Genomic DNA, 16,714 nt, shown 5'->3' with positions numbered 1-16,714 from the left:
AATGCGAGCGCGACCCAGACCCAGACCCTGCCGTCGACCCTGCCCGAGGCCCTCGACGTCCAGCCCTGCCCGCCCGGCATCGAGGAGCGGACGGGGCGGTCCCACAGCTACGAGGTGCGCACCTTCGGCTGCCAGATGAACGTTCACGACTCCGAGCGGATCTCCGGGCTGCTGGAGGCCTCCGGGTACGTCCCGCACACGGGTGAGGGGACCCCTGACCTGGTGGTCTTCAACACCTGCGCGGTGCGGGAGAACGCGGACAACAAGCTCTACGGCCACCTCGGTCAGCTCGCCCCCGTCAAGCGCGCCCACGAGGGCATGCAGATCGCCGTCGGCGGGTGCTTGGCCCAGAAGGACCAGAACACCATCGTGGAGAAGGCCCCCTGGGTCGACGTCGTGTTCGGCACCCACAACATCGGCTCCCTGCCGCGGCTGCTGGAGCGCTCCCGGCACAACCGCGAGGCCGCCACCGAGCTGCTGGAATCCCTGGAGGTCTTCCCCTCCACCCTGCCGACCAAGCGGGAGAACGTGCACTCCGGGTGGGTGTCCATCTCCGTGGGCTGCAACAACACCTGCACCTTCTGCATCGTGCCCTCCCTGCGCGGCAAGGAGAAGGACCGCCGGCCCGGGGACATCCTCGCCGAGGTCCAGGCCCTGGTGGACGACGGCGCCGTGGAGGTCACCCTGCTCGGGCAGAACGTGAACTCCTACGGCGTCGGCTTCGGTGACCGGCAGGCCTTCTCCAAGCTGCTGCGCGCCTGCGGGCAGATCGAGGGCCTGGAGCGCATCCGCTTCACCAGCCCCCACCCGGCGGCCTTCACCGACGACGTCATCGACGCGATGGCCGAGACCCCCACCGTCATGCCCGTCCTGCACATGCCCCTGCAGTCCGGCTCCGACCGGGTGCTCAAGGCCATGCGCCGCTCCTACCGGTCCAAGCGGTTCCTCGGCATCCTGGAGAAGGTGCGCAAGCGCATCCCGCACGCCGCCATCACCACGGACATCATCGTGGGCTTCCCCGGGGAGACGGAGGAGGACTTCCAGGAGACCCTGCGCGTGGTCGAGGAGTCCCGGTTCTCCTCGGCCTTCACCTTCCAGTACTCCATCCGCCCCGGCACCCCGGCGGGTCGGATGCAGAACCAGGTGCCCCAGGAGGTCGTGCAGGAGCGGTACGAGCGGCTGGTGGCCCTGCAGGATCGCATCAGCGCGCAGCTGAACGCCGAGCAGGTCGGGAAGCGGGTGGAGCTGCTGGTCTCCGCGCAGACCGGACGCAAGGCCGAGCAGACCCACCGGCTCTCCGGGCGCACTCCGGATCAGCGGCTCGTGCACTTCAGCGTGCCCGACGGCGCCCCCGTCCCGCGTCCGGGGGACTTCGCGACCGTGCGGATCACCGACGCCGCACCCTTCCACCTGCTCGCCGATTCCCCGGCGGAGGACTACGCGGTGCGCCGCTCCCGCGCCGGGGACGCTTGGGATCGCGCCCAGGCCGATTCCTGCGGCACCGGCGCCCCGTCGGGTGGCGCCCCGGGCGCCACGATGCTCGGGATGCCGGCCCTGCCGCCGCGCCGATGACCCTCCCGATCATCGCCGTCCTCGGGCCCACCGGCACGGGGAAGTCAGACCTCGGCGTCGCCCTGGCCCGCGAGGTGGACGGCGAGGTGGTCAACGCGGACTCGATGCAGCTGTACCGCGGGATGGACATCGGCACGGCCAAGCTCACGCCCGCCGAGCGCGACGGCGTGCCCCATCACCTCCTAGACGTGCTGGACGTGCGCGAGGAGGCCTCCGTGGCCCGCTACCAGCGCGAGGCCCGCGAGCGCTTCGCCGAGATCCGGGGGCGCGGGCGCACCCCGATCCTCGTCGGCGGGTCCGGACTGTATGCGCGCGCGGCCCTGGACGTGCTGGAGTTCCCGCCCACCGATGCGCAGGTGCGTCAGCGCTGGCAGGAGCTCCTGGAGACCGAGGGGCGCGGGGCGCTGGCCGCTCGGCTGGAGGCCGTGGACCCGGTCTCCGCGCGGCGCGGCCTGGACGACCGGCGCCTGGTGCGCGCCCTGGAGGTCCACGAGCTGACCGGGCGCCCCTTCTCCTCCTACATGCCGCGGCGCGAACACCGGGAGCCGGCCCTGCAGATCGGGCTGAACGGGCCCCGGGACCTGCTGCACGACCGCCTGGCCGTGCGGGTGCACCGGATGGTCGAGGCCGGTCTCCTGCAGGAGGTGCGGGACCTGGCCGAGCGGGGGCTGCGCGAGGGGCGCACCGCCTCCCACGCCCTGGGCTACGCGCAATTCCTGCGCGTCGTGGACGGGGAGACCTCCGAGGAGGAGGCCGTGCAGGAGACGATCATCGCCACCCGCCGCTTCGCCCGCCGCCAGGTCACCTGGTTCCGGGCGGACCCGCGCGTTACCTGGATCGGATTCACCCTCTCCCCGCGCCAGCAGCTGGACCGGGCGCTGACCCTGATCGAGCAGGGGCGCACGCCGGAGACCGCGAACGACGGGGGAGCCGAGGGCTGACCTGACCGCGCGGGCAGGACCGGGAGCGCGGCCGGATTCGCCGGCCAGACCGGTCCTCGCTGAGCCGGCCCTTCGGTCGTCCGACCCGCCCGATAGACTGGCCGGGTGACGACCGAGAGCACCACCGCGCAGACCGACGCCTCCCGCTGGGGCGAACTGGCCGGAGTGACCCTGAGCAAGGGCCACGGCACCGGCAACGACTTCCTCCTGCTCACCGATCCCGAGGGAAGCCTCGAGCTGGAGGGGGACCTGGTGGCCGCCGTGTGCGACCGGCACCGGGGGATCGGCGCGGACGGGCTGATCCGCGCGATCCGCAGCCAGCACCTGGAGGCCGGGCGGGCCCTCGCCGCGAACGGGGAGGACGCCCCGGAGTGGTTCATGGACTACCGCAACGCGGACGGCTCCCTGTCCGAGATGTGCGGCAACGGGGTGCGCGTGTTCGCCCACCACCTCATCCACGCCGGGCTGATCGAGCTGCCGGAGGGGGAGACCGTGCGCATCGGGACCCGCGGCGGGGTCAAGACCGTCGCCCGGGTTCCCGGCGGCTTCGCCGTGGACATGGGCCCCTGGGGCTTCATCGACGGGGAGCAGGCCCGGGAGCACGGGGCCGACTGCACCGTCTCGGCCCGCGGCCTGCGCACCGCCCGCCCGGGCCTGTCCATCACCATGGGCAACCCGCACACCGTCGTCGCCCTGGCCGATGAGGCCAAGCTGGCCCGGCTGGACCTGGGCACCGCACCGACCGTGGACCCCCGGCCCAGTGCCGGCACCAACGTCGAATTCGTGGTGCCCCGGGACGCCGAGGAGGAGGACGACGGCACGGGAGCGCTGGTGCTGCGCGTCAGCGAACGCGGGGTGGGCGAGACCCTGTCCTGCGGGACCGGCGCGTGCGCTGCCGCGGCGGCGACCCGCTTCTGGGGCGGGGAGGACGCCCCGGATGAGTGGCGGGTCGGCGTGCCCGGCGGGGAGCTGGGCGTGACCTTCGTGCTCGGCCCGGACGAGCTGGAGCACGTGATCCTCTCCGGGCCGGCCGAGCTCGTGGGCACCGTGCGCCTGGGCTGAGCCGCGGGACCCGGGCAGGTCGCCGCGGGGATCAGGCGGCGCGGGTGACCCGCAGGATCCGGAAGCCCTTGGCGGTGGCGGCCCGGTCGACCGCGAAGGCGCCGGGCTCCCGCTCCCGCAGGGTCTGATCCAGCCAGCGCTGCAGGGAGTCCGCGCCCAGGTTCTTCTGCACCACCAGGTGCGCCTGCCCGGCCGGGGCCAGGCGCACCAGCCAGGTCAGCAGCAGCTCGTGCAGCACCTGCTTGCCCACCCGGATCGGCGGGTTGGACCAGATCGCGTCGAAGCGCAGCCGCGGATCCACCTCCTCCGGGATCACCGGGCGGATGCCGGTCAGCCCCAGGCGCGCGGCGTTGCGGCGGGTCAGCTCCAGGCTGCGCCGGTTCACGTCCACGGCCATCACCTCGGCGTCGGGCCGCTGCAGGCCCATGCTCAGCGCGATCGGCCCCCACCCGCAGCCGACGTCGAGGAAGCGGGACCCGGACCGGGGCAGGGCGGGGACCTCGTCCAGCAGCACCGCGGTGCCCTTGTCCAGGGCCTTCGGGCTGAAGATGCCGGGGGCGCTCACCAGATCCCGCTCGGCCCCGGCCAGTCGCACCCGCAGGGGCTGCTCGACGAAGGGCTCGTCCTCGTGCGCGGAGAAGTAGTGCTCGACCATGATCCCCCATCGTATCGGCCCGCCTCACCCGCCTCCTCGGCGTCCGCGCTCGCGGCGCCGGCTCCCCGGGACCCGGCGCTGGGGCGCGGCGTCGCGTGTTCGTCCACAGCACAGGCCCGCCCCGGGTGCGGCGCGGGGGCCGCCCGGTAGACTGGCAGGACGCATTGAGCGGTCCGCGCGCCCGATCCGAGGGAGTCAGCACCGGCCGCGCCCCCGCACGGAAAGGCACCCTTGCCCCAGCATCACCCCCGCACCGCCGACGACGCCGCCCCCGAGCACACCGACGAGCGCACCGAGCAGCCCCGCCAGCCCAGCGACGCCCAGCTGCGCGCGACCGTGGACCGGGTCCTCGGCCGCTTCTCCCCGGAGGAGGAGCACCAGGCCTCCATCCTGGACCGCCGTGCCCCGGAGCTGGCGGAGACCACCCAGCACACCGAGCACGACGGCGAGCAGCAGGACCTCGAGGAGCGCCGCGCCCTGCGGCGCGTGGCCGGGCTGTCCACCGAGCTGGAGGACGTCACCGAGGTCGAGTACCGGCAGCTGCGCCTGGAGCGCGTGGTGCTGGCCGGGATCTGGTCCGAGGGCACCCTGGAGGACGCCGAGAACTCCCTGCGCGAGCTCGCGGCCCTGGCGGAGACCGCCGGCTCCGATGTCCTGGACGGGCTGGTGCAGCGGCGGCTGAAGCCGGACCCCGGCACGTTCCTCGGCTCCGGCAAGGCCCAGGAGCTCAAGGAGATCGTGGCCGAGACGGGCGCGGACACCGTCGTCATCGACTCGGAGCTGGCCCCGTCCCAGCGGCGTGGGCTGGAGGACATCGTCAAGGTCAAGGTCATCGACCGCACCGCGCTGATCCTGGACATCTTCGCCCAGCACGCCAAGTCCCGGGAGGGCAAGGCCCAGGTGGAGCTGGCGCAGCTGGAGTACCTGCTGCCGCGCCTGCGCGGCTGGGGCGAGTCCATGTCCCGCCAGGCCGGCGGTCGGGCGGCCGGCGGCGAGGGGATCGGTTCGCGCGGTCCCGGTGAGACGAAGATCGAGCTGGACCGGCGCCGCATCCGCCAGCGGATGGCCAAGCTGCGTCGGGAGATCGCCGCGATGAAGCCGGCCCGGGAGACCAAGCGGGCCAACCGGCGTCGCAACCACATCCCCTCCGTGGCCATCGCCGGGTACACCAACGCCGGCAAGTCCTCCCTGCTCAACCGGCTCACCGACGCCGGGGTGCTGGTGGAGAACGCCCTGTTCGCGACCCTGGACCCCACGGTGCGCCGGGCCGAGACCCCGGACGGCATCGGCTACACCCTCTCGGACACCGTCGGCTTCGTGCGCAACCTGCCCACCCAGCTGGTCGAGGCCTTCCGCTCCACCCTCGAGGAGGTGGCCGACGCGGACGTGATCCTGCACGTGGTGGACGCCTCCCACCCGGACCCGGAGGGCCAGATCCGCGCGGTGCGCGAGGTCCTGGCCGAGGTGGACGCGCAGGACGTCCCGGAGATCATCGTGCTGAACAAGGCCGACGCCGCGGACCCCTTCGTTCTGGATCGCATCCGGCTGCGCGAACCCCACCATGCGATCGTCTCCGCGAAGACCGGGGAAGGGATCCCGGAGCTGAAGGAGCTGATCTCCCGGACCATCCCTCGGCCCAGCGTGCGCATGGAGATCCTGGTGCCCTACACCCACGGGGAGGTGGTCTCCCGGCTGCACGAGTGGGACGCGGAGATCCTGTCCACCGCGTTCGAGGAGGACGGGACCCGGATGAGCGTGCTGGTGCGGGAGGAGACCGCCCCGGAGCTGCAGCCCTACGCCGTGACCGCCCCGTGAGCAGCACCAACCCGGACCCCACGCGAGGCTCGGCACCCGCGGAGGCCGCCGAGGACGTGCACGCCCCGACCGGTGCGGAGCCGGAGACCCTGCCCGGGGCCAAAGACGCCCTGGCGCTGCTGGACACGGCGATCGAGCGCACCGGCGGGCAGCGCCGCGACGGGCAGCGGATCATGGCAGCGCACGTGGCCCAGGCCCTGCAGACGGGGCGGCACCTGCTGGTGCAGGCCGGCACCGGTACCGGCAAGTCCCTGGCCTACCTGGTCCCGGCCATCCAGCACGCCCTGGGCGCGGACAAGCCCGTCGTCGTCGCGACCGCGACCCTGGCCCTGCAGGCGCAGATCGTCGGCCGGGACGTGCCCCGGCTGCTGGAGACCCTCGAGGATCGCCTCGAGGGCGAGGTGGAGGTCGCCCTGCTGAAGGGGCGCAGCAACTACGTGTGCCTGCACAAGCTGGAGGGCGGCTACCCGGAGGATGAGGACCCGGACGCGCTGTTCAACCTCAACAGCCAGGGGCAGGCCGCCAGTGGGCATCCCCGTCCCGCCCCGGACTCGCTGGCCGAGGAGGTGGTGCGCCTGCGCGCCTGGGCGGACTCCACGGACACCGGGGACCGGGATGACCTGCGCCCGGGCGTCTCGGACCGGGCCTGGCGGCAGGTCTCGGTCACGGCCTCGGAGTGCCTGGGGCGCCGCTGCCCCCTGGTGGAGGAGTGCTTCTCCGAGCGGGCCCGGCAGCGGGCGGGGGAGGCCGACGTCGTGATCACCAACCACGCGCTGCTGGCGATCAGCGCCTTCGAGGGGATCGGGGTGCTGCCCGAGCACGACGTCGTGGTGGTCGACGAGGCCCACGAGCTGGTGGACCGCGTGACCGGCGCGGTGACCGGCGCCCTGTCCCCGCTGATGGTCCGCTCCGCGGCCCGGGCGGTGCGCACGAACACCCAGGCGGCCTCGGAGCCGCTGAGCTCCGCGGCCGAGGCCCTGGAGCAGGCCTGCTCCGGCCGGCCCGCCGAGCTCATGCCGCAGGGGCTGGAGCCGGGGATCGCCCGGGCCATGGAGCAGGTGCGCGACGCCGCCCGGGCCGCGCTGTCCGACACCAAGGCCGACGCGAAGGACTCCGACGCCGGGCGCCAGACCGCCCGCGCCAAGCTCACCGAGGTCCTGGAGCTGGCCGAGCGGATGCTCAGCGCGGACGGGCGCTTCGAGGTCGTGTGGATCTCCCGGGCCGGCGGCTGGGAGCCGGGACGCGGCTATGTCAGCGCCGCGGACACGGACCCGGCCACGCTGCATGTGGCCCCGCTGTCCGTGGCCGGGCGGCTGCGCGAGGGGCTGTTCCAGGACCGCACGGTGGTGCTGACCTCGGCGACCCTGGCCATCGGCGACTCCTTCGATCAGGTCGCCGGCTCCCTCGGGCTGCAGGGGGAGAAGGCCCCGGCGTGGGAGGGGCTGGACGTCGGCTCGCCCTTCGACTACCCGAAGCAGGGGATGCTCTACGTGGCCCGGGACCTGCCCAAGCCGGGGCGCGGGGTCTCGGAGGAGCAGCTGGAGCGGATCCTGCAGCTGGTGGAGGCCTCCGGCGGCGGGGCGCTGGGATTGTTCTCCTCGCGTCGCGGCGCGCAGCAGGCCGCCGAGTACGTGCGCGAGCACTCCGACCTGCCGGTGCTGGTGCAGGGGGAGTCCTCGCTGCGCGGTCTCGTCGAGCGGTTCACGGCCGAGGAGGACACGTGCCTGTTCGGAACCATGAGCCTGTGGCAGGGCGTGGACGTGCCGGGGCCCTCCTGCCGCCTGGTGCTCATCGATCGGATCCCGTTCCCGCGCCCGGATGATCCGCTGGCCACCGCCCGGGCCCGGGCGGTGGGCCGGCGCGGGGGCAACGGCTTCATGGCGGTCTCCGCCTACCACGCGGCGATCCGGCTGGCCCAGGGGGCCGGGCGCCTGATCCGCTCCCGCGAGGACCGCGGGGTCGTGGCTGTGCTGGATTCCCGGCTGGCCACCGCCCGGTACGGCGGGTTCCTGCGGGCGGCCCTGCCGCCGCTGTGGACCACGGACCGCCTGCCCGTGGTCACGGGGGCGCTGCGGCGGCTGCACGCGGGCTGAGGCGAGGGCCTCAAAGCCCGGACTCAGACGGCGCGCAGCACCGAGACGACCTTGCCCATGATGCTGGCGTGATCGCCGAGGATCGGCTCGTACTGGCGGTTCTGCGGCAGCAGCCAGGTGTGCCCGTCGCGCTGTCGGAAGGTCTTCACGGTGGCCTCGTCATCGAGCAGGGCGGCGACGATGTCCCCGTTCTGGGCGGTGTTCTGCTGGCGCACCACGACCCAGTCGCCATCGCAGATCGCGGCCTCGACCATCGAATCCCCGCGCACCTCGAGCATGAACAGCTCGCCCTGGCCCACCAGCTGTCGGGGCAGGGAGATCGTGTCCTCCACGTGCTGCTCGGCCGTGATCGGCACACCGGCGGCGATGCGCCCCACCAGCGGCACGCTGATGTTCTGCCCCTGCTCCTCCTCGGCCTCCGGCGCGGCGGTGGGGAACAGCGGGACCACGTCGGCTGCGGCCTCGGCCGTCGGCTGCGCGCTCGGGGCGGGGTCCGACTGCTCCTCCTGCGCGGGGCCCTGCCCGGAGGGGCGGATGTCGGTGCGGCGGGGTTCGGCCAGCACCTCGATGGCCCGCGGCCGCTTCGGATCGCGGCGGATGTAGCCCAGGGCCTCGAGCCGGGAGAGCTGGTGGGTGACGCTGGAGAGGCTGGACAGCCCGACGACGTCGCCGATCTCGCGCATCGACGGCGGGTAGCCGTGCGCGCTGATCGAGGCGGAGATGGCCTCCAGGATGGTGCGCTGGCGCGCGGTGAGGGGCTTGCGGGCGGAGGCCTCGGCTCCGTGGGGGGCTGCTCCGTGCTCTCGGGCCACCGTCGGGTCCTTCCTGGAGGTGTTCGATCTGTCAGTCCGGGGGTGTGGACTGCTCCCATCAGCGTAGGCGAGACCGCGTGTCGGATCAAACACATGTTCTAGTCCCTCGACAGTCTTCGATCGCACTGGTAGAACAGATGTACGAACTCGAACACGTCTTCGAAGGCGATCGAGCGTCAATCACCGCTAGGAGGCCGCCATGAGCATCGCGCTCACCGCACCCCGCCCGTTCCGCATCGGGTTCCGCACCGGGCCGCGCCGGGGTGCCCATCCGGCAGGCGCACCCGCCTGCACCCGCCCCGCCTGCGCCCGTCCGGCCGCGCGCCGCACCCGGCTGCTGCGCCGCCGTCCGGAGCGCGCGGCCCGCCCGACGCTGCGGCTCACCCGGCGCGGACGCCTCCTGCTCATCGGCCTGCCGGTGCTGCTCGGGGCCGTCGCGGTGCTGGCCGGGGCCCTGCTGCTGGTGCTGAGCCCGCAGGCCCAGGCCGGCGACGCCGCGCCGAGCGGGGCGCAGACCCGCGTCGTGGTGGTCTCCGCCGGGGACACCCTCTGGAGCCTCGCACAGGAGGCGGATCCGGAGTCCGACCCGCGGGCCGCGGTGGAGCGGATCGTGGACCTGAACGACCTGCAGGACAGCGCCGTGCGGCCCGGCCAGCGCCTGGTGGTGCCGCAGCCGGAGACCGCCGCGCCGTGAGACCGCAGGGTTCCGGGTTCACGCGAACGGGGACTCCACTAGGATGGCACCGTGAGTGATGCAGCCAGCCCCGATGCGGAAGCCGCCATCCTGGATTCCCTGCCGCTGCGAGATGACCTGCGCGGCCACAGGGCCTACGGCGCCCCGATGATCCAGGTGCCCTACGCCCTGAACGTCAACGAGAACACCCATCCGCTGCCCGAGGAGCTGATCCGGGCGATCGGCAGTGCGGCCGCCGAGGCCGCGGCCGCGCTGAACAGATACCCGGACCGGGACTTCCCGCAGCTGCGCCGCGAGCTGGCGGACTACCTCGGCCACGGCATCACCGAACGCCAGGTCTGGGCCGCCAACGGCTCCAACGAGATCCTCCAGCAGCTGCTGCAGACCTTCGGCGGGCCCGGCCGCAACGTGCTGAGCTTCGCGCCCACCTACTCCATGTACCCGCTCCTGGCCTCCGGCACCAACACCGAGTACATCGCCGGGCGGCGGGCCGCGGACTTCACCCTCTCCCCGGAGGATGCCGCGCGCCAGATCCGCCAGCACCGGCCGACCGTCACGATCCTGTGCTCACCCAACAACCCCACCGGCACGGCACTCTCCCCGGAGACCATCCTGGCCGCCTACGAGGCCGTCGAGGAGCTGGGCGGGATGCTCGTGGTGGATGAGGCCTACGCGGAATTCGCCCGCGATCCGGACACCACCGCGCTGTCCCTGCTGCCCGGGAGGCCCCGCCTGGTCGTCAGCCGCACCATGAGCAAGGCCTTCGCCCTGGCGGGGGCCCGGGTCGGCTACTTCGCCGCGGATCCGGCCGTGGTCGAGGCCGTCATGCTGGTGCGCCTGCCCTACCACCTCTCCGCGGTGACCCAGGCCGTCGCCCTGACGGCGCTGCGCCACCGGGACCAGCTGCTGGGGCAGGTCGGACGCATCCGCGAACAGCGGGACCGGATCGTGACCCGTCTGGAGCAGCTGGGTCTGGAGCCGGCCGCCTCGGACTCCAACTTCGTCTTCTTCGGGGGCCTGTCCGATGCCCAGGGCCTGTGGGAGGACCTGCTGGGCGACGGCGTGCTGATCCGCGACGTCGGGATCCCCGGGCACCTGCGGGTCACCGCCGGCACCGAGGAGGAGACCACCGCCTTCCTGGACAGCCTGGAACGGCACCTGCCCGACCGCCGCTGAGACCACCCCCGCCCCGGGCGCCCGGATCTCACGGGCCCCGCGGGGCGCGCCGACCCACCGCCGACACCGCTACGGAGCATCGAATGCAGACCCCTGACGCCCAGCCCGCCCGGGCGGGCGGCCGCACGGCCTCCCTGACCCGCGCCACCAGTGAGTCCACGGTCCGGCTCAGCCTGAACCTGGACGGCACCGGCGTCTCCCGGATCAGCACCACCGTGCCCTTCTACGACCACATGCTCACCGCCCTGTCCAAGCACTCGCTGATCGACCTGGAGGTCGAGGCCAGCGGAGACACCGAGATCGACGTGCACCACACCGTCGAGGACACCGCGATCGTGCTGGGCGAGGCCCTGCGCGAGGCCCTGGGCGACAAGCGCGGCATCCGCCGCTTCGGCCAGGCCACCGTGCCCCTGGACGAGGCCCTGGCCCGGGCCGTCGTGGACATCTCGGGGCGGCCCTACCTGGTGCACGAGGGGGAGTCCGAGGCCTTCGCCCACCACCTGATCGGCGGGCACTTCACCGGCTCCATGGTCCGCCACGTGCTCGAGGCCATCGCCTACCACGCCGGGATCTGCCTGCACGTGGACCTGCTGCGCGGCCGGGACCCCCACCACATCGCCGAGGCCCAGTTCAAGGCCCTGGCGCGGGCCCTGCGCGAGGCCGTCGAGCCGGATCCCCGCGTCCCGGAGGCCATCCCCTCGACCAAGGGGGCGCTGTGAGCACCACTGGATCGCAGCCCGTGAAGCCCACCGTCACCGTCCTGGACTACGGGGCCGGCAACGTCCGCTCGGCCGTGCGCGCCCTGGAGACCGCCGGGGCCGACGTCGTGCTCTCCCGGCGCCCGCAGGACGTGCTGGAGGCCGACGGCCTCGTGGTCCCCGGCGTCGGGGCCTTCGGCGCCGTCATGGACGGCCTGCGCGCCGTGGATGCCCCGCGGCTGATCGGACGCCGGGTGGCCGGCGGCCGGCCCGTGCTGGGCATCTGCGTGGGGCTGCAGGTCTTCTTCGAAGCCGGCACCGAGCACGGGGAGCACACCGAGGGACTGGGGGAGTGGCCCGGGACCGTGGAGAAGCTGCCCGGAGACGTGGTCCCGCACATGGGCTGGAACACCGTGCGCCCGCCGGAGGGCAGCCGGCTGTTCGCCGGGATCGAGCGGGAGCGGTTCTACTTCGTGCACTCCTACGCGGTGCAGCGCTGGGAGTTCACCCAGACCAGCCAGCACATCCGGCCCCCGCAGGTCACCTGGGCCGAGCAGGGGGTGCCGTTCATCGCCGCCGTGGAGAACGGGCCGCTGAGCGCCACCCAGTTTCACCCGGAGAAGTCCGCGGACGCCGGGCTGCGGCTGCTGCGCAACTGGCTGGACACCCTGCTGCGCACCGGCCGGATGGCCCCGCGCGGCCCCGAGTCCGAGGAGGACTTCCCAGACTCCGCCCGGGCGCAGGAGACCGCGCCCGCCGTCGACGCCGAGGAGGGCGAGCGCGCATGAGTCCCCTGACCTCCGGTCTGCTGCTGATGATCTTCGGGGCCTTCCTCGTCGGCGGCGGCATCTCCTTCCGCCGGCAGAAGCTGCCGCTCATCGCCCAGGTCGTGCTGTGGATCCTTGGCGCGGCCTTCTTCGCCTACGGCCTCTACGTCGTCACCCTCGACTGAGCGCCGGGCGCGGCCATCCCGCCCGCGCCCGCGCGCACCATCCGCAACGAACAGGAGCACCATCCCGATGAGCACCCCCCGCCTGCAGCTGCTGCCCGCCGTGGACGTCGCCGGGGGCCAGGCCGTGCGCCTGGTCCAGGGCGAAGCCGGCACCGAGACCGGCTACGGCGACCCCGTCGAGGCGGCCCTGGCCTGGCAGGAGGCCGGTGCCGAATGGGTGCACCTGGTTGATCTGGACGCGGCCTTCGGGCGTGGGGAGAACACCGAGGTGCTGCGCCGGGTCGCCGAGCGGGTGCGGCTGAAGATCGAGCTGTCCGGAGGGATCCGGGATGATGCCTCGCTGCGCCGGGCCCTGAGCCTGGAGCCCGCCCGGATCAACCTCGGCACCGCCGCCCTGGAGGACCCGGAGTGGACGCGCCGGGTCATCGCAGAGCACGGGGAGCGCATCGCCGTCGGGCTGGACGTGCGCGGCACGACCCTGGCGGCCCGCGGCTGGACCGAGGAGGGCGGGGACCTGTGGGAGGTGTTGGACCGGCTCAACGCCGACGGCTGCGCCCGCTACGTCGTCACCGACGTGACGAAGGACGGCACGCTGCGCGGGCCCAACACCGAGCTGCTGGCCGAGGTCGCCCGGCGCACGGATCGGCCGGTCGTCGCCTCCGGCGGCATCTCGGGGCTTGCGGACCTGGAGGCGCTGCGGGCCATGGTCCCGCACGGGGTCGAGGGCGCGATCGTCGGCAAGGCCCTGTACGCCGGGCGCTTCACCCTGGCCGAAGCCCTGGACGCGGCGGGGCGGCCCGAGGCATGAGCCCGCGGGAATTGCCGGCTCACATCCAGGCGCAGCTGCGCAGCGCCGGCCGGGAGACGGACACCGGCGGGCAGCCGTGGAAGGGCCGCAACCTGGGGGAGGGGACCTCCCACACCCACGCGTATCCGCAGGACGACGGTCTGACCCCCGCCCCCGTGGCCGAGGCCCTGGAGGCCTTCGCCCGGGCCGAGATCCCCGAGGAGTCGGTGCTGGAGGCGCTGCGCGGCACGCGCCTGTTCGCCCCGGTTCTCGCCGAGCTGTCCCAGGCCCACGTGACCGAGGACGGGCTGGTCTCGGACAAGGAGTCGGAGATGGCCCTGGTCTCCATCAGCGCCCCGGACGGGCGGCGGGCCCTGCCCGTGTTCACCAGCGTGGACGCGCTGACCTCCTGGCATCCGCAGGCCCGGCCGGTGGCCGCCGAGGCCCGGCGCACGGCGCTGGCCGCGGTGGAGGACGGCAACCAGCTGCTGGTCCTGAATCCGGGCACCGATCTGGTCTTCGTCCTGCGGCGTCCGGGGGTGTGGGCCCTGGCCAAGGGCGAGCCCTGGCTGCCGTCCTACTCGGATCCCCAGGTGCTGGCCGCCCTGCAGCGCGCGGCCGCGGGGATCCCGCAGGCCCGAGGCGCGCAGATGGCCCCCGGGGCCGGGGTGGCGGCCCGCGACGCCGAGGGTCGGTTGCTGCCCGGCGGCGGGCCCGGCCCGGAGCTCAGCGTCGAGCTGCTGCTGGTCCCCGGCCTGGACCGGGCGGGCCTGGACGCTGCGTCGGAGACCTTCCGGGCGGCCGTGGCCGCGGACCCGCTGCTCGCCGAGCGGATCGACTCCCTGGAGATCCGGGTGCGCCCGGTCGAGGACCGGGAGCCGCGCCCGGCGGGCTAGAAGACCGGGCCGGTCAGGTTCTCTCCGGGGCCCTTGCCCGGGGCGTCCGGGGCGAAGGAGGCCTCGCGGAAGGCCAGCTGCAGGGAGCGCAGGCCGTCGCGCAGGGGCCCGGCGTGCTGGGAGCCGATCTCCGGGGCCGCGGAGGTGACCAGCCCGGCCAGGGCGATGATGAGCTTGCGGGCCTCGTCCAGATCCTTCAGCTCCGCGGCGTCGGGCCCCTCGGCCAGGCCGCATTTCACGGCGGCCGCGCTCATCAGGTGCACCGCGGTGGTGGTGATGACCTCCACGGCGGGGACCTCGGCGATGTCGCGCATCTGCGCGTTCACGGCCTGGATCTGCTCGGCGCTGGGCTCCGGGGCGGCCTCGGGGGCCGCGGCGGCATCCGTGCCGCCGGGGAAGCGGTGCACGCCGGGATCGGGCTGGGCGTCGGCGGGATCCTGCGCGGCGGAGGAGGGGCGGGGTGTCTCAGTCATGGCCCCCACTGTCGCACATCGGGGGCCGTCGCGCCGCCTCGGGGCGAGACCGGCGCAGGGCAGACAACGGGGCGGCCATGGTGTAGAGTGTCAGGAGTTTCCAAGCGGGGATCTCGATCTCCCACCCGCGTCGACCGCAGCGGTCGCCGGGTCAGCGCTCGTGCGCCATCATGCCGTCCGCATCCTGAGGATGCGCGTCGTGTGCGGGCACGGGTCTCGAAGCCCCCGCTGGAACCGTCCCGCGGGGGCTTCTTCGCATCCCGTCGGGGCGATCCGCGAACCGTGCGGGAACAGACCCGCAGAGCCGACAGGAGCACCACATTAGCGATCCACGCATCAATGACCGCATCCGCGTACCGGAAGTCCGACTGGTCGGCCCCAGCGGCGAGCAGGTCGGGATCGTCCGCGTAGAGGACGCACTGCGTCTGGCGCGGGAATCGGATCTTGATCTGGTCGAGGTGGCGCCGAACGCCCGTCCGCCGGTGTGCAAGCTGATGGACTTCGGCAAGTACAAGTACGAGGCCGCCGTCAAGGCCCGCGAGTCCCGCAAGAACCAGACCAACACGGTCCTGAAGGAAGTGCGGTTCCGGCTGAAGATCGACGACCACGACTACGAGACCAAGGTCGGGCACGCCAAGCGCTTCCTCACCGCGGGAGACAAGGTCAAGGCCATGATCCAGTTCCGCGGCCGCGAGCAGCAGCGCCCCGAGATGGGAGTGCGCCTGCTGGAGCGGCTGGCGACGGACCTGGCCGAGGTCGGCAGCGTCGAGTCCAATCCGCGCCAGGACGGGCGGAACATGGTCATGGTCATCGGCCCGCTGCGCAACAAGGCCGAGGCGCGCCGCGAGCAGCAGCGCCAGGCCAAGCAGCAGGGCGGCAGCCGCCGTCAGCGCGAGCGGGTGGACACCCGCACCGCGCAGCCGGTGTCCAACTCGGTGGCCGCGGCCATGCCGGAGCAGCTGCGCCAGCAGGCGCAGGGCGGCTCGGCATCGCAGGCCCAGGAGGCCCCGGCCCCGAAGCCGCAGGCCGAGTCGAAGCCCGCGTCGGCCCCGAAGCCGCAGGCGGCTCCCAAGCCCCAGGCGGCCGCGAAGCCCGCGTCGGCTCCGAAGCCGCAGGCCGCGCCGAAGCCCCAGGCGGCTCCCAAGCCGCGGGCGCCGAAGCCCGGCCCCCGGTCGTAGCCGCCCCGCCCGGGTCCGCCCCGGGTTGGATGACCCTGCGGACCGGGTCGAGAAGGCGCCTCGTCCTCGACGTCGCCCTCGCAGATCCGGCTTCCGCTGCCTGAGACAGGCACCGTCCCCTCGGGGCGGTGCACGCCCTCCCGGCCCCGCGTGCCCCACGCGGGATCCGGGATGAAACGTAAGGAGAACGGCCCCCATGCCGAAGCACAAGTCCCACTCCGGTGCCAAGAAGCGCTTCAAGCTCACCGGTTCCGGCAAGGTCAAGCGCCAGCAGGCCAACCGCCGCCACTACCTGGAGCACAAGTCCTCCCGGCTGACCCGCCGGCTGGCCTCGGACCAGATCGTCACCGGCGGTCAGGCCAAGGTCATCAAGAAGATGCTGGCCAAGTAGGGCTCAAGCCCACCGCACCCATCGACCTCCCGGTCCCCGCACGGGACCGGCCCCGAACACGCCGCGCCGCCCCCAGGTGAGGGCCGCGCCAGAGCAGAAGGAGTACGCACGTGGCACGTGTGAAGCGGGCAGTCAACGCCCACAAGAAGCGTCGGACCACCCTGGACCGCGCGTCCGGCTACCGGGGGCAGCGCTCCCGCCTGTACCGGAAGGCCAAGGAGCAGGTCACCCACTCGCTGGTCTACAGCTACGACCACCGGCGCAAGAAGAAGGGCGACTTCCGCCGCCTGTGGATCCAGCGCATCAACGCCGCCGCGCGCGCCGAGGGCCTGACCTACAACCGCTTCATCCAGGGCCTGAAGGCCGCCGAGGTGGAGGTCGACCGCCGCATGCTGGCCGAGCTGGCCGTCAACGAGCCGGCCGCCTTCAAGGCGCTGGTCGGCATCGCCAAGGAGAGCCTCCCCGAGGACACCTCCGCTCCCAAGGCCGCCTGAGACCGGCTCTCCAGCACGACGCCGG

At 73.5% G+C, this 16,714-nt stretch carries 18 protein-coding genes; 15 read left to right on the top strand and 3 right to left on the bottom strand.

The window, feature by feature from the left end:
- The first annotated feature begins 78 nt into the window (after positions 1-78).
- From miaB to dapF, 3 genes are all read left to right on the top strand, one after another.
- Positions 79-1,572, top strand: a complete 1,494-nt coding sequence (gene miaB, locus KKR01S_RS02510) for a tRNA (N6-isopentenyl adenosine(37)-C2)-methylthiotransferase MiaB (RefSeq protein WP_058730816.1) — start codon at positions 79-81, stop codon at positions 1,570-1,572.
- Positions 1,569-2,513: a tRNA (adenosine(37)-N6)-dimethylallyltransferase MiaA gene (gene miaA / locus KKR01S_RS02505; RefSeq protein WP_058730809.1), complete on the top strand. Its 945-nt coding sequence runs from the start codon at positions 1,569-1,571 to the stop codon at positions 2,511-2,513. Before miaB ends, miaA begins: the two co-directional genes overlap by 4 nt.
- A 105-nt stretch (positions 2,514-2,618) precedes the next feature.
- Positions 2,619-3,575 (top strand): diaminopimelate epimerase, encoded by a 957-nt coding sequence (dapF, locus tag KKR01S_RS02500; protein WP_061225231.1) that lies wholly within the window; start codon positions 2,619-2,621, stop codon positions 3,573-3,575.
- Positions 3,576-3,606: 31 nt separating this feature from the next.
- On the opposite strand, the gene KKR01S_RS02495 is transcribed toward dapF, so the two are convergent.
- Positions 3,607-4,230 (bottom strand): class I SAM-dependent methyltransferase, encoded by a 624-nt coding sequence (locus KKR01S_RS02495; protein ID WP_058730807.1) that lies wholly within the window; start codon positions 4,228-4,230, stop codon positions 3,607-3,609.
- 231 nt (positions 4,231-4,461) lie between these two features.
- On the opposite strand from KKR01S_RS02495, the gene hflX reads away from it, so the two are divergent.
- Positions 4,462-6,045 (top strand): GTPase HflX, encoded by a 1,584-nt coding sequence (gene hflX, locus KKR01S_RS02490; protein WP_061225230.1) that lies wholly within the window; start codon positions 4,462-4,464, stop codon positions 6,043-6,045.
- Positions 6,042-8,138, top strand: coding sequence for an ATP-dependent DNA helicase (locus KKR01S_RS02485; protein ID WP_058730805.1), 2,097 nt, complete (start codon positions 6,042-6,044; stop codon positions 8,136-8,138). The genes hflX and KKR01S_RS02485 overlap by 4 nt, the downstream gene beginning before the upstream one ends.
- Positions 8,139-8,161: 23 nt before the next feature.
- Here KKR01S_RS02485 and lexA read toward each other — a convergent pair whose 3' ends face one another.
- Positions 8,162-8,950, bottom strand: a complete 789-nt coding sequence (gene lexA, locus KKR01S_RS02480) for a transcriptional repressor LexA (RefSeq protein ID WP_058730804.1) — start codon at positions 8,948-8,950, stop codon at positions 8,162-8,164.
- Between the two features lie 199 nt (positions 8,951-9,149).
- Between lexA and KKR01S_RS02475 the strand changes: the two genes are divergently transcribed.
- The 7 genes from KKR01S_RS02475 (at position 9,150) to KKR01S_RS02450 (ending at position 14,153) form a co-directional block, all read left to right on the top strand.
- Positions 9,150-9,644: a LysM peptidoglycan-binding domain-containing protein gene (locus KKR01S_RS02475; RefSeq protein WP_058730803.1), complete on the top strand. Its 495-nt coding sequence runs from the start codon at positions 9,150-9,152 to the stop codon at positions 9,642-9,644.
- A 51-nt stretch (positions 9,645-9,695) separates the two neighbouring features.
- Complete coding sequence (locus KKR01S_RS02470) at positions 9,696-10,820, top strand: histidinol-phosphate transaminase (protein ID WP_081101499.1); 1,125 nt, start codon at positions 9,696-9,698, stop codon at positions 10,818-10,820.
- Between the two features lie 83 nt (positions 10,821-10,903).
- On the top strand, positions 10,904-11,539 hold the full coding sequence (gene hisB / locus KKR01S_RS02465) for an imidazoleglycerol-phosphate dehydratase HisB (RefSeq protein WP_058730802.1): 636 nt from the start codon (positions 10,904-10,906) through the stop codon (positions 11,537-11,539).
- Positions 11,536-12,306: an imidazole glycerol phosphate synthase subunit HisH gene (gene hisH / locus KKR01S_RS02460; protein WP_081101498.1), complete on the top strand. Its 771-nt coding sequence runs from the start codon at positions 11,536-11,538 to the stop codon at positions 12,304-12,306. The genes hisB and hisH overlap by 4 nt, the downstream gene beginning before the upstream one ends.
- Positions 12,303-12,470 carry a CG2302 family histidine operon protein gene (locus KKR01S_RS10910; protein WP_165590107.1) on the top strand — a complete coding sequence of 56 codons (168 nt, stop codon included), beginning with the start codon at positions 12,303-12,305 and terminating at the stop codon, positions 12,468-12,470. The genes hisH and KKR01S_RS10910 overlap by 4 nt, the downstream gene beginning before the upstream one ends.
- 67 nt (positions 12,471-12,537) lie before the next feature.
- Complete coding sequence (priA, locus tag KKR01S_RS02455) at positions 12,538-13,278, top strand: bifunctional 1-(5-phosphoribosyl)-5-((5-phosphoribosylamino)methylideneamino)imidazole-4-carboxamide isomerase/phosphoribosylanthranilate isomerase PriA (RefSeq protein ID WP_058730801.1); 741 nt, start codon at positions 12,538-12,540, stop codon at positions 13,276-13,278.
- Positions 13,275-14,153 carry an SseB family protein gene (locus KKR01S_RS02450; RefSeq protein WP_058730800.1) on the top strand — a complete coding sequence of 293 codons (879 nt, stop codon included), beginning with the start codon at positions 13,275-13,277 and terminating at the stop codon, positions 14,151-14,153. Before priA ends, KKR01S_RS02450 begins: the two co-directional genes overlap by 4 nt.
- On the opposite strand, the gene KKR01S_RS02445 is transcribed toward KKR01S_RS02450, so the two are convergent.
- A complete protein-coding gene (locus tag KKR01S_RS02445) occupies positions 14,150-14,626 on the bottom strand; it encodes a DUF1844 domain-containing protein (protein WP_099049706.1) in 477 nt (158 codons plus the stop codon). The two genes, KKR01S_RS02450 and KKR01S_RS02445, sit on opposite strands and share 4 nt — an antisense overlap.
- 320 nt (positions 14,627-14,946) lie before the next feature.
- Here KKR01S_RS02445 and infC point away from each other — a divergent pair, with 320 nt between their 5' ends.
- The 3 genes from infC (at position 14,947) to rplT (ending at position 16,689) form a co-directional block, all read left to right on the top strand.
- On the top strand, positions 14,947-15,804 hold the full coding sequence (gene infC / locus KKR01S_RS02440) for a translation initiation factor IF-3 (RefSeq protein ID WP_058730798.1): 858 nt from the start codon (positions 14,947-14,949) through the stop codon (positions 15,802-15,804).
- Between the two features lie 196 nt (positions 15,805-16,000).
- Positions 16,001-16,195 (top strand): 50S ribosomal protein L35, encoded by a 195-nt coding sequence (gene rpmI / locus KKR01S_RS02435; RefSeq protein WP_058730797.1) that lies wholly within the window; start codon positions 16,001-16,003, stop codon positions 16,193-16,195.
- A gap of 110 nt (positions 16,196-16,305) precedes the next feature.
- Positions 16,306-16,689 carry a 50S ribosomal protein L20 gene (gene rplT, locus KKR01S_RS02430; protein WP_058730796.1) on the top strand — a complete coding sequence of 128 codons (384 nt, stop codon included), beginning with the start codon at positions 16,306-16,308 and terminating at the stop codon, positions 16,687-16,689.
- Positions 16,690-16,714 lie beyond the last annotated feature (25 nt).

The organism is Rothia kristinae NBRC 15354 (assembly GCF_001570865.1).
Classification (GTDB): Bacteria; Actinomycetota; Actinomycetes; order Actinomycetales; family Micrococcaceae; genus Rothia; species Rothia kristinae.
This window is presented reverse-complemented; position numbering and strand designations above follow the sequence as displayed.

Bases quoted from the DNA above. Each gene is read 5' to 3' on its own strand.
- miaA (WP_058730809.1), top strand. From the start codon at position 1,569: ATGACCCTCCCGATCATCGCCGTCCTCGGGCCCACCGGCACGGGGAAG.
- KKR01S_RS02495 (WP_058730807.1), bottom strand. From the start codon at position 4,230: ATGGTCGAGCACTACTTCTCCGCGCACGAGGACGAGCCCTTCGTCGAG.
- KKR01S_RS02475 (WP_058730803.1), top strand. From the start codon at position 9,150: ATGAGCATCGCGCTCACCGCACCCCGCCCGTTCCGCATCGGGTTCCGC.
- hisB (WP_058730802.1), top strand. From the start codon at position 10,904: ATGCAGACCCCTGACGCCCAGCCCGCCCGGGCGGGCGGCCGCACGGCC.
- KKR01S_RS10910 (WP_165590107.1), top strand. From the start codon at position 12,303: ATGAGTCCCCTGACCTCCGGTCTGCTGCTGATGATCTTCGGGGCCTTC.
- priA (WP_058730801.1), top strand. From the start codon at position 12,538: ATGAGCACCCCCCGCCTGCAGCTGCTGCCCGCCGTGGACGTCGCCGGG.
- KKR01S_RS02450 (WP_058730800.1), top strand. From the start codon at position 13,275: ATGAGCCCGCGGGAATTGCCGGCTCACATCCAGGCGCAGCTGCGCAGC.
- KKR01S_RS02445 (WP_099049706.1), bottom strand. From the start codon at position 14,626: ATGACTGAGACACCCCGCCCCTCCTCCGCCGCGCAGGATCCCGCCGAC.
- rpmI (WP_058730797.1), top strand. From the start codon at position 16,001: ATGCCGAAGCACAAGTCCCACTCCGGTGCCAAGAAGCGCTTCAAGCTC.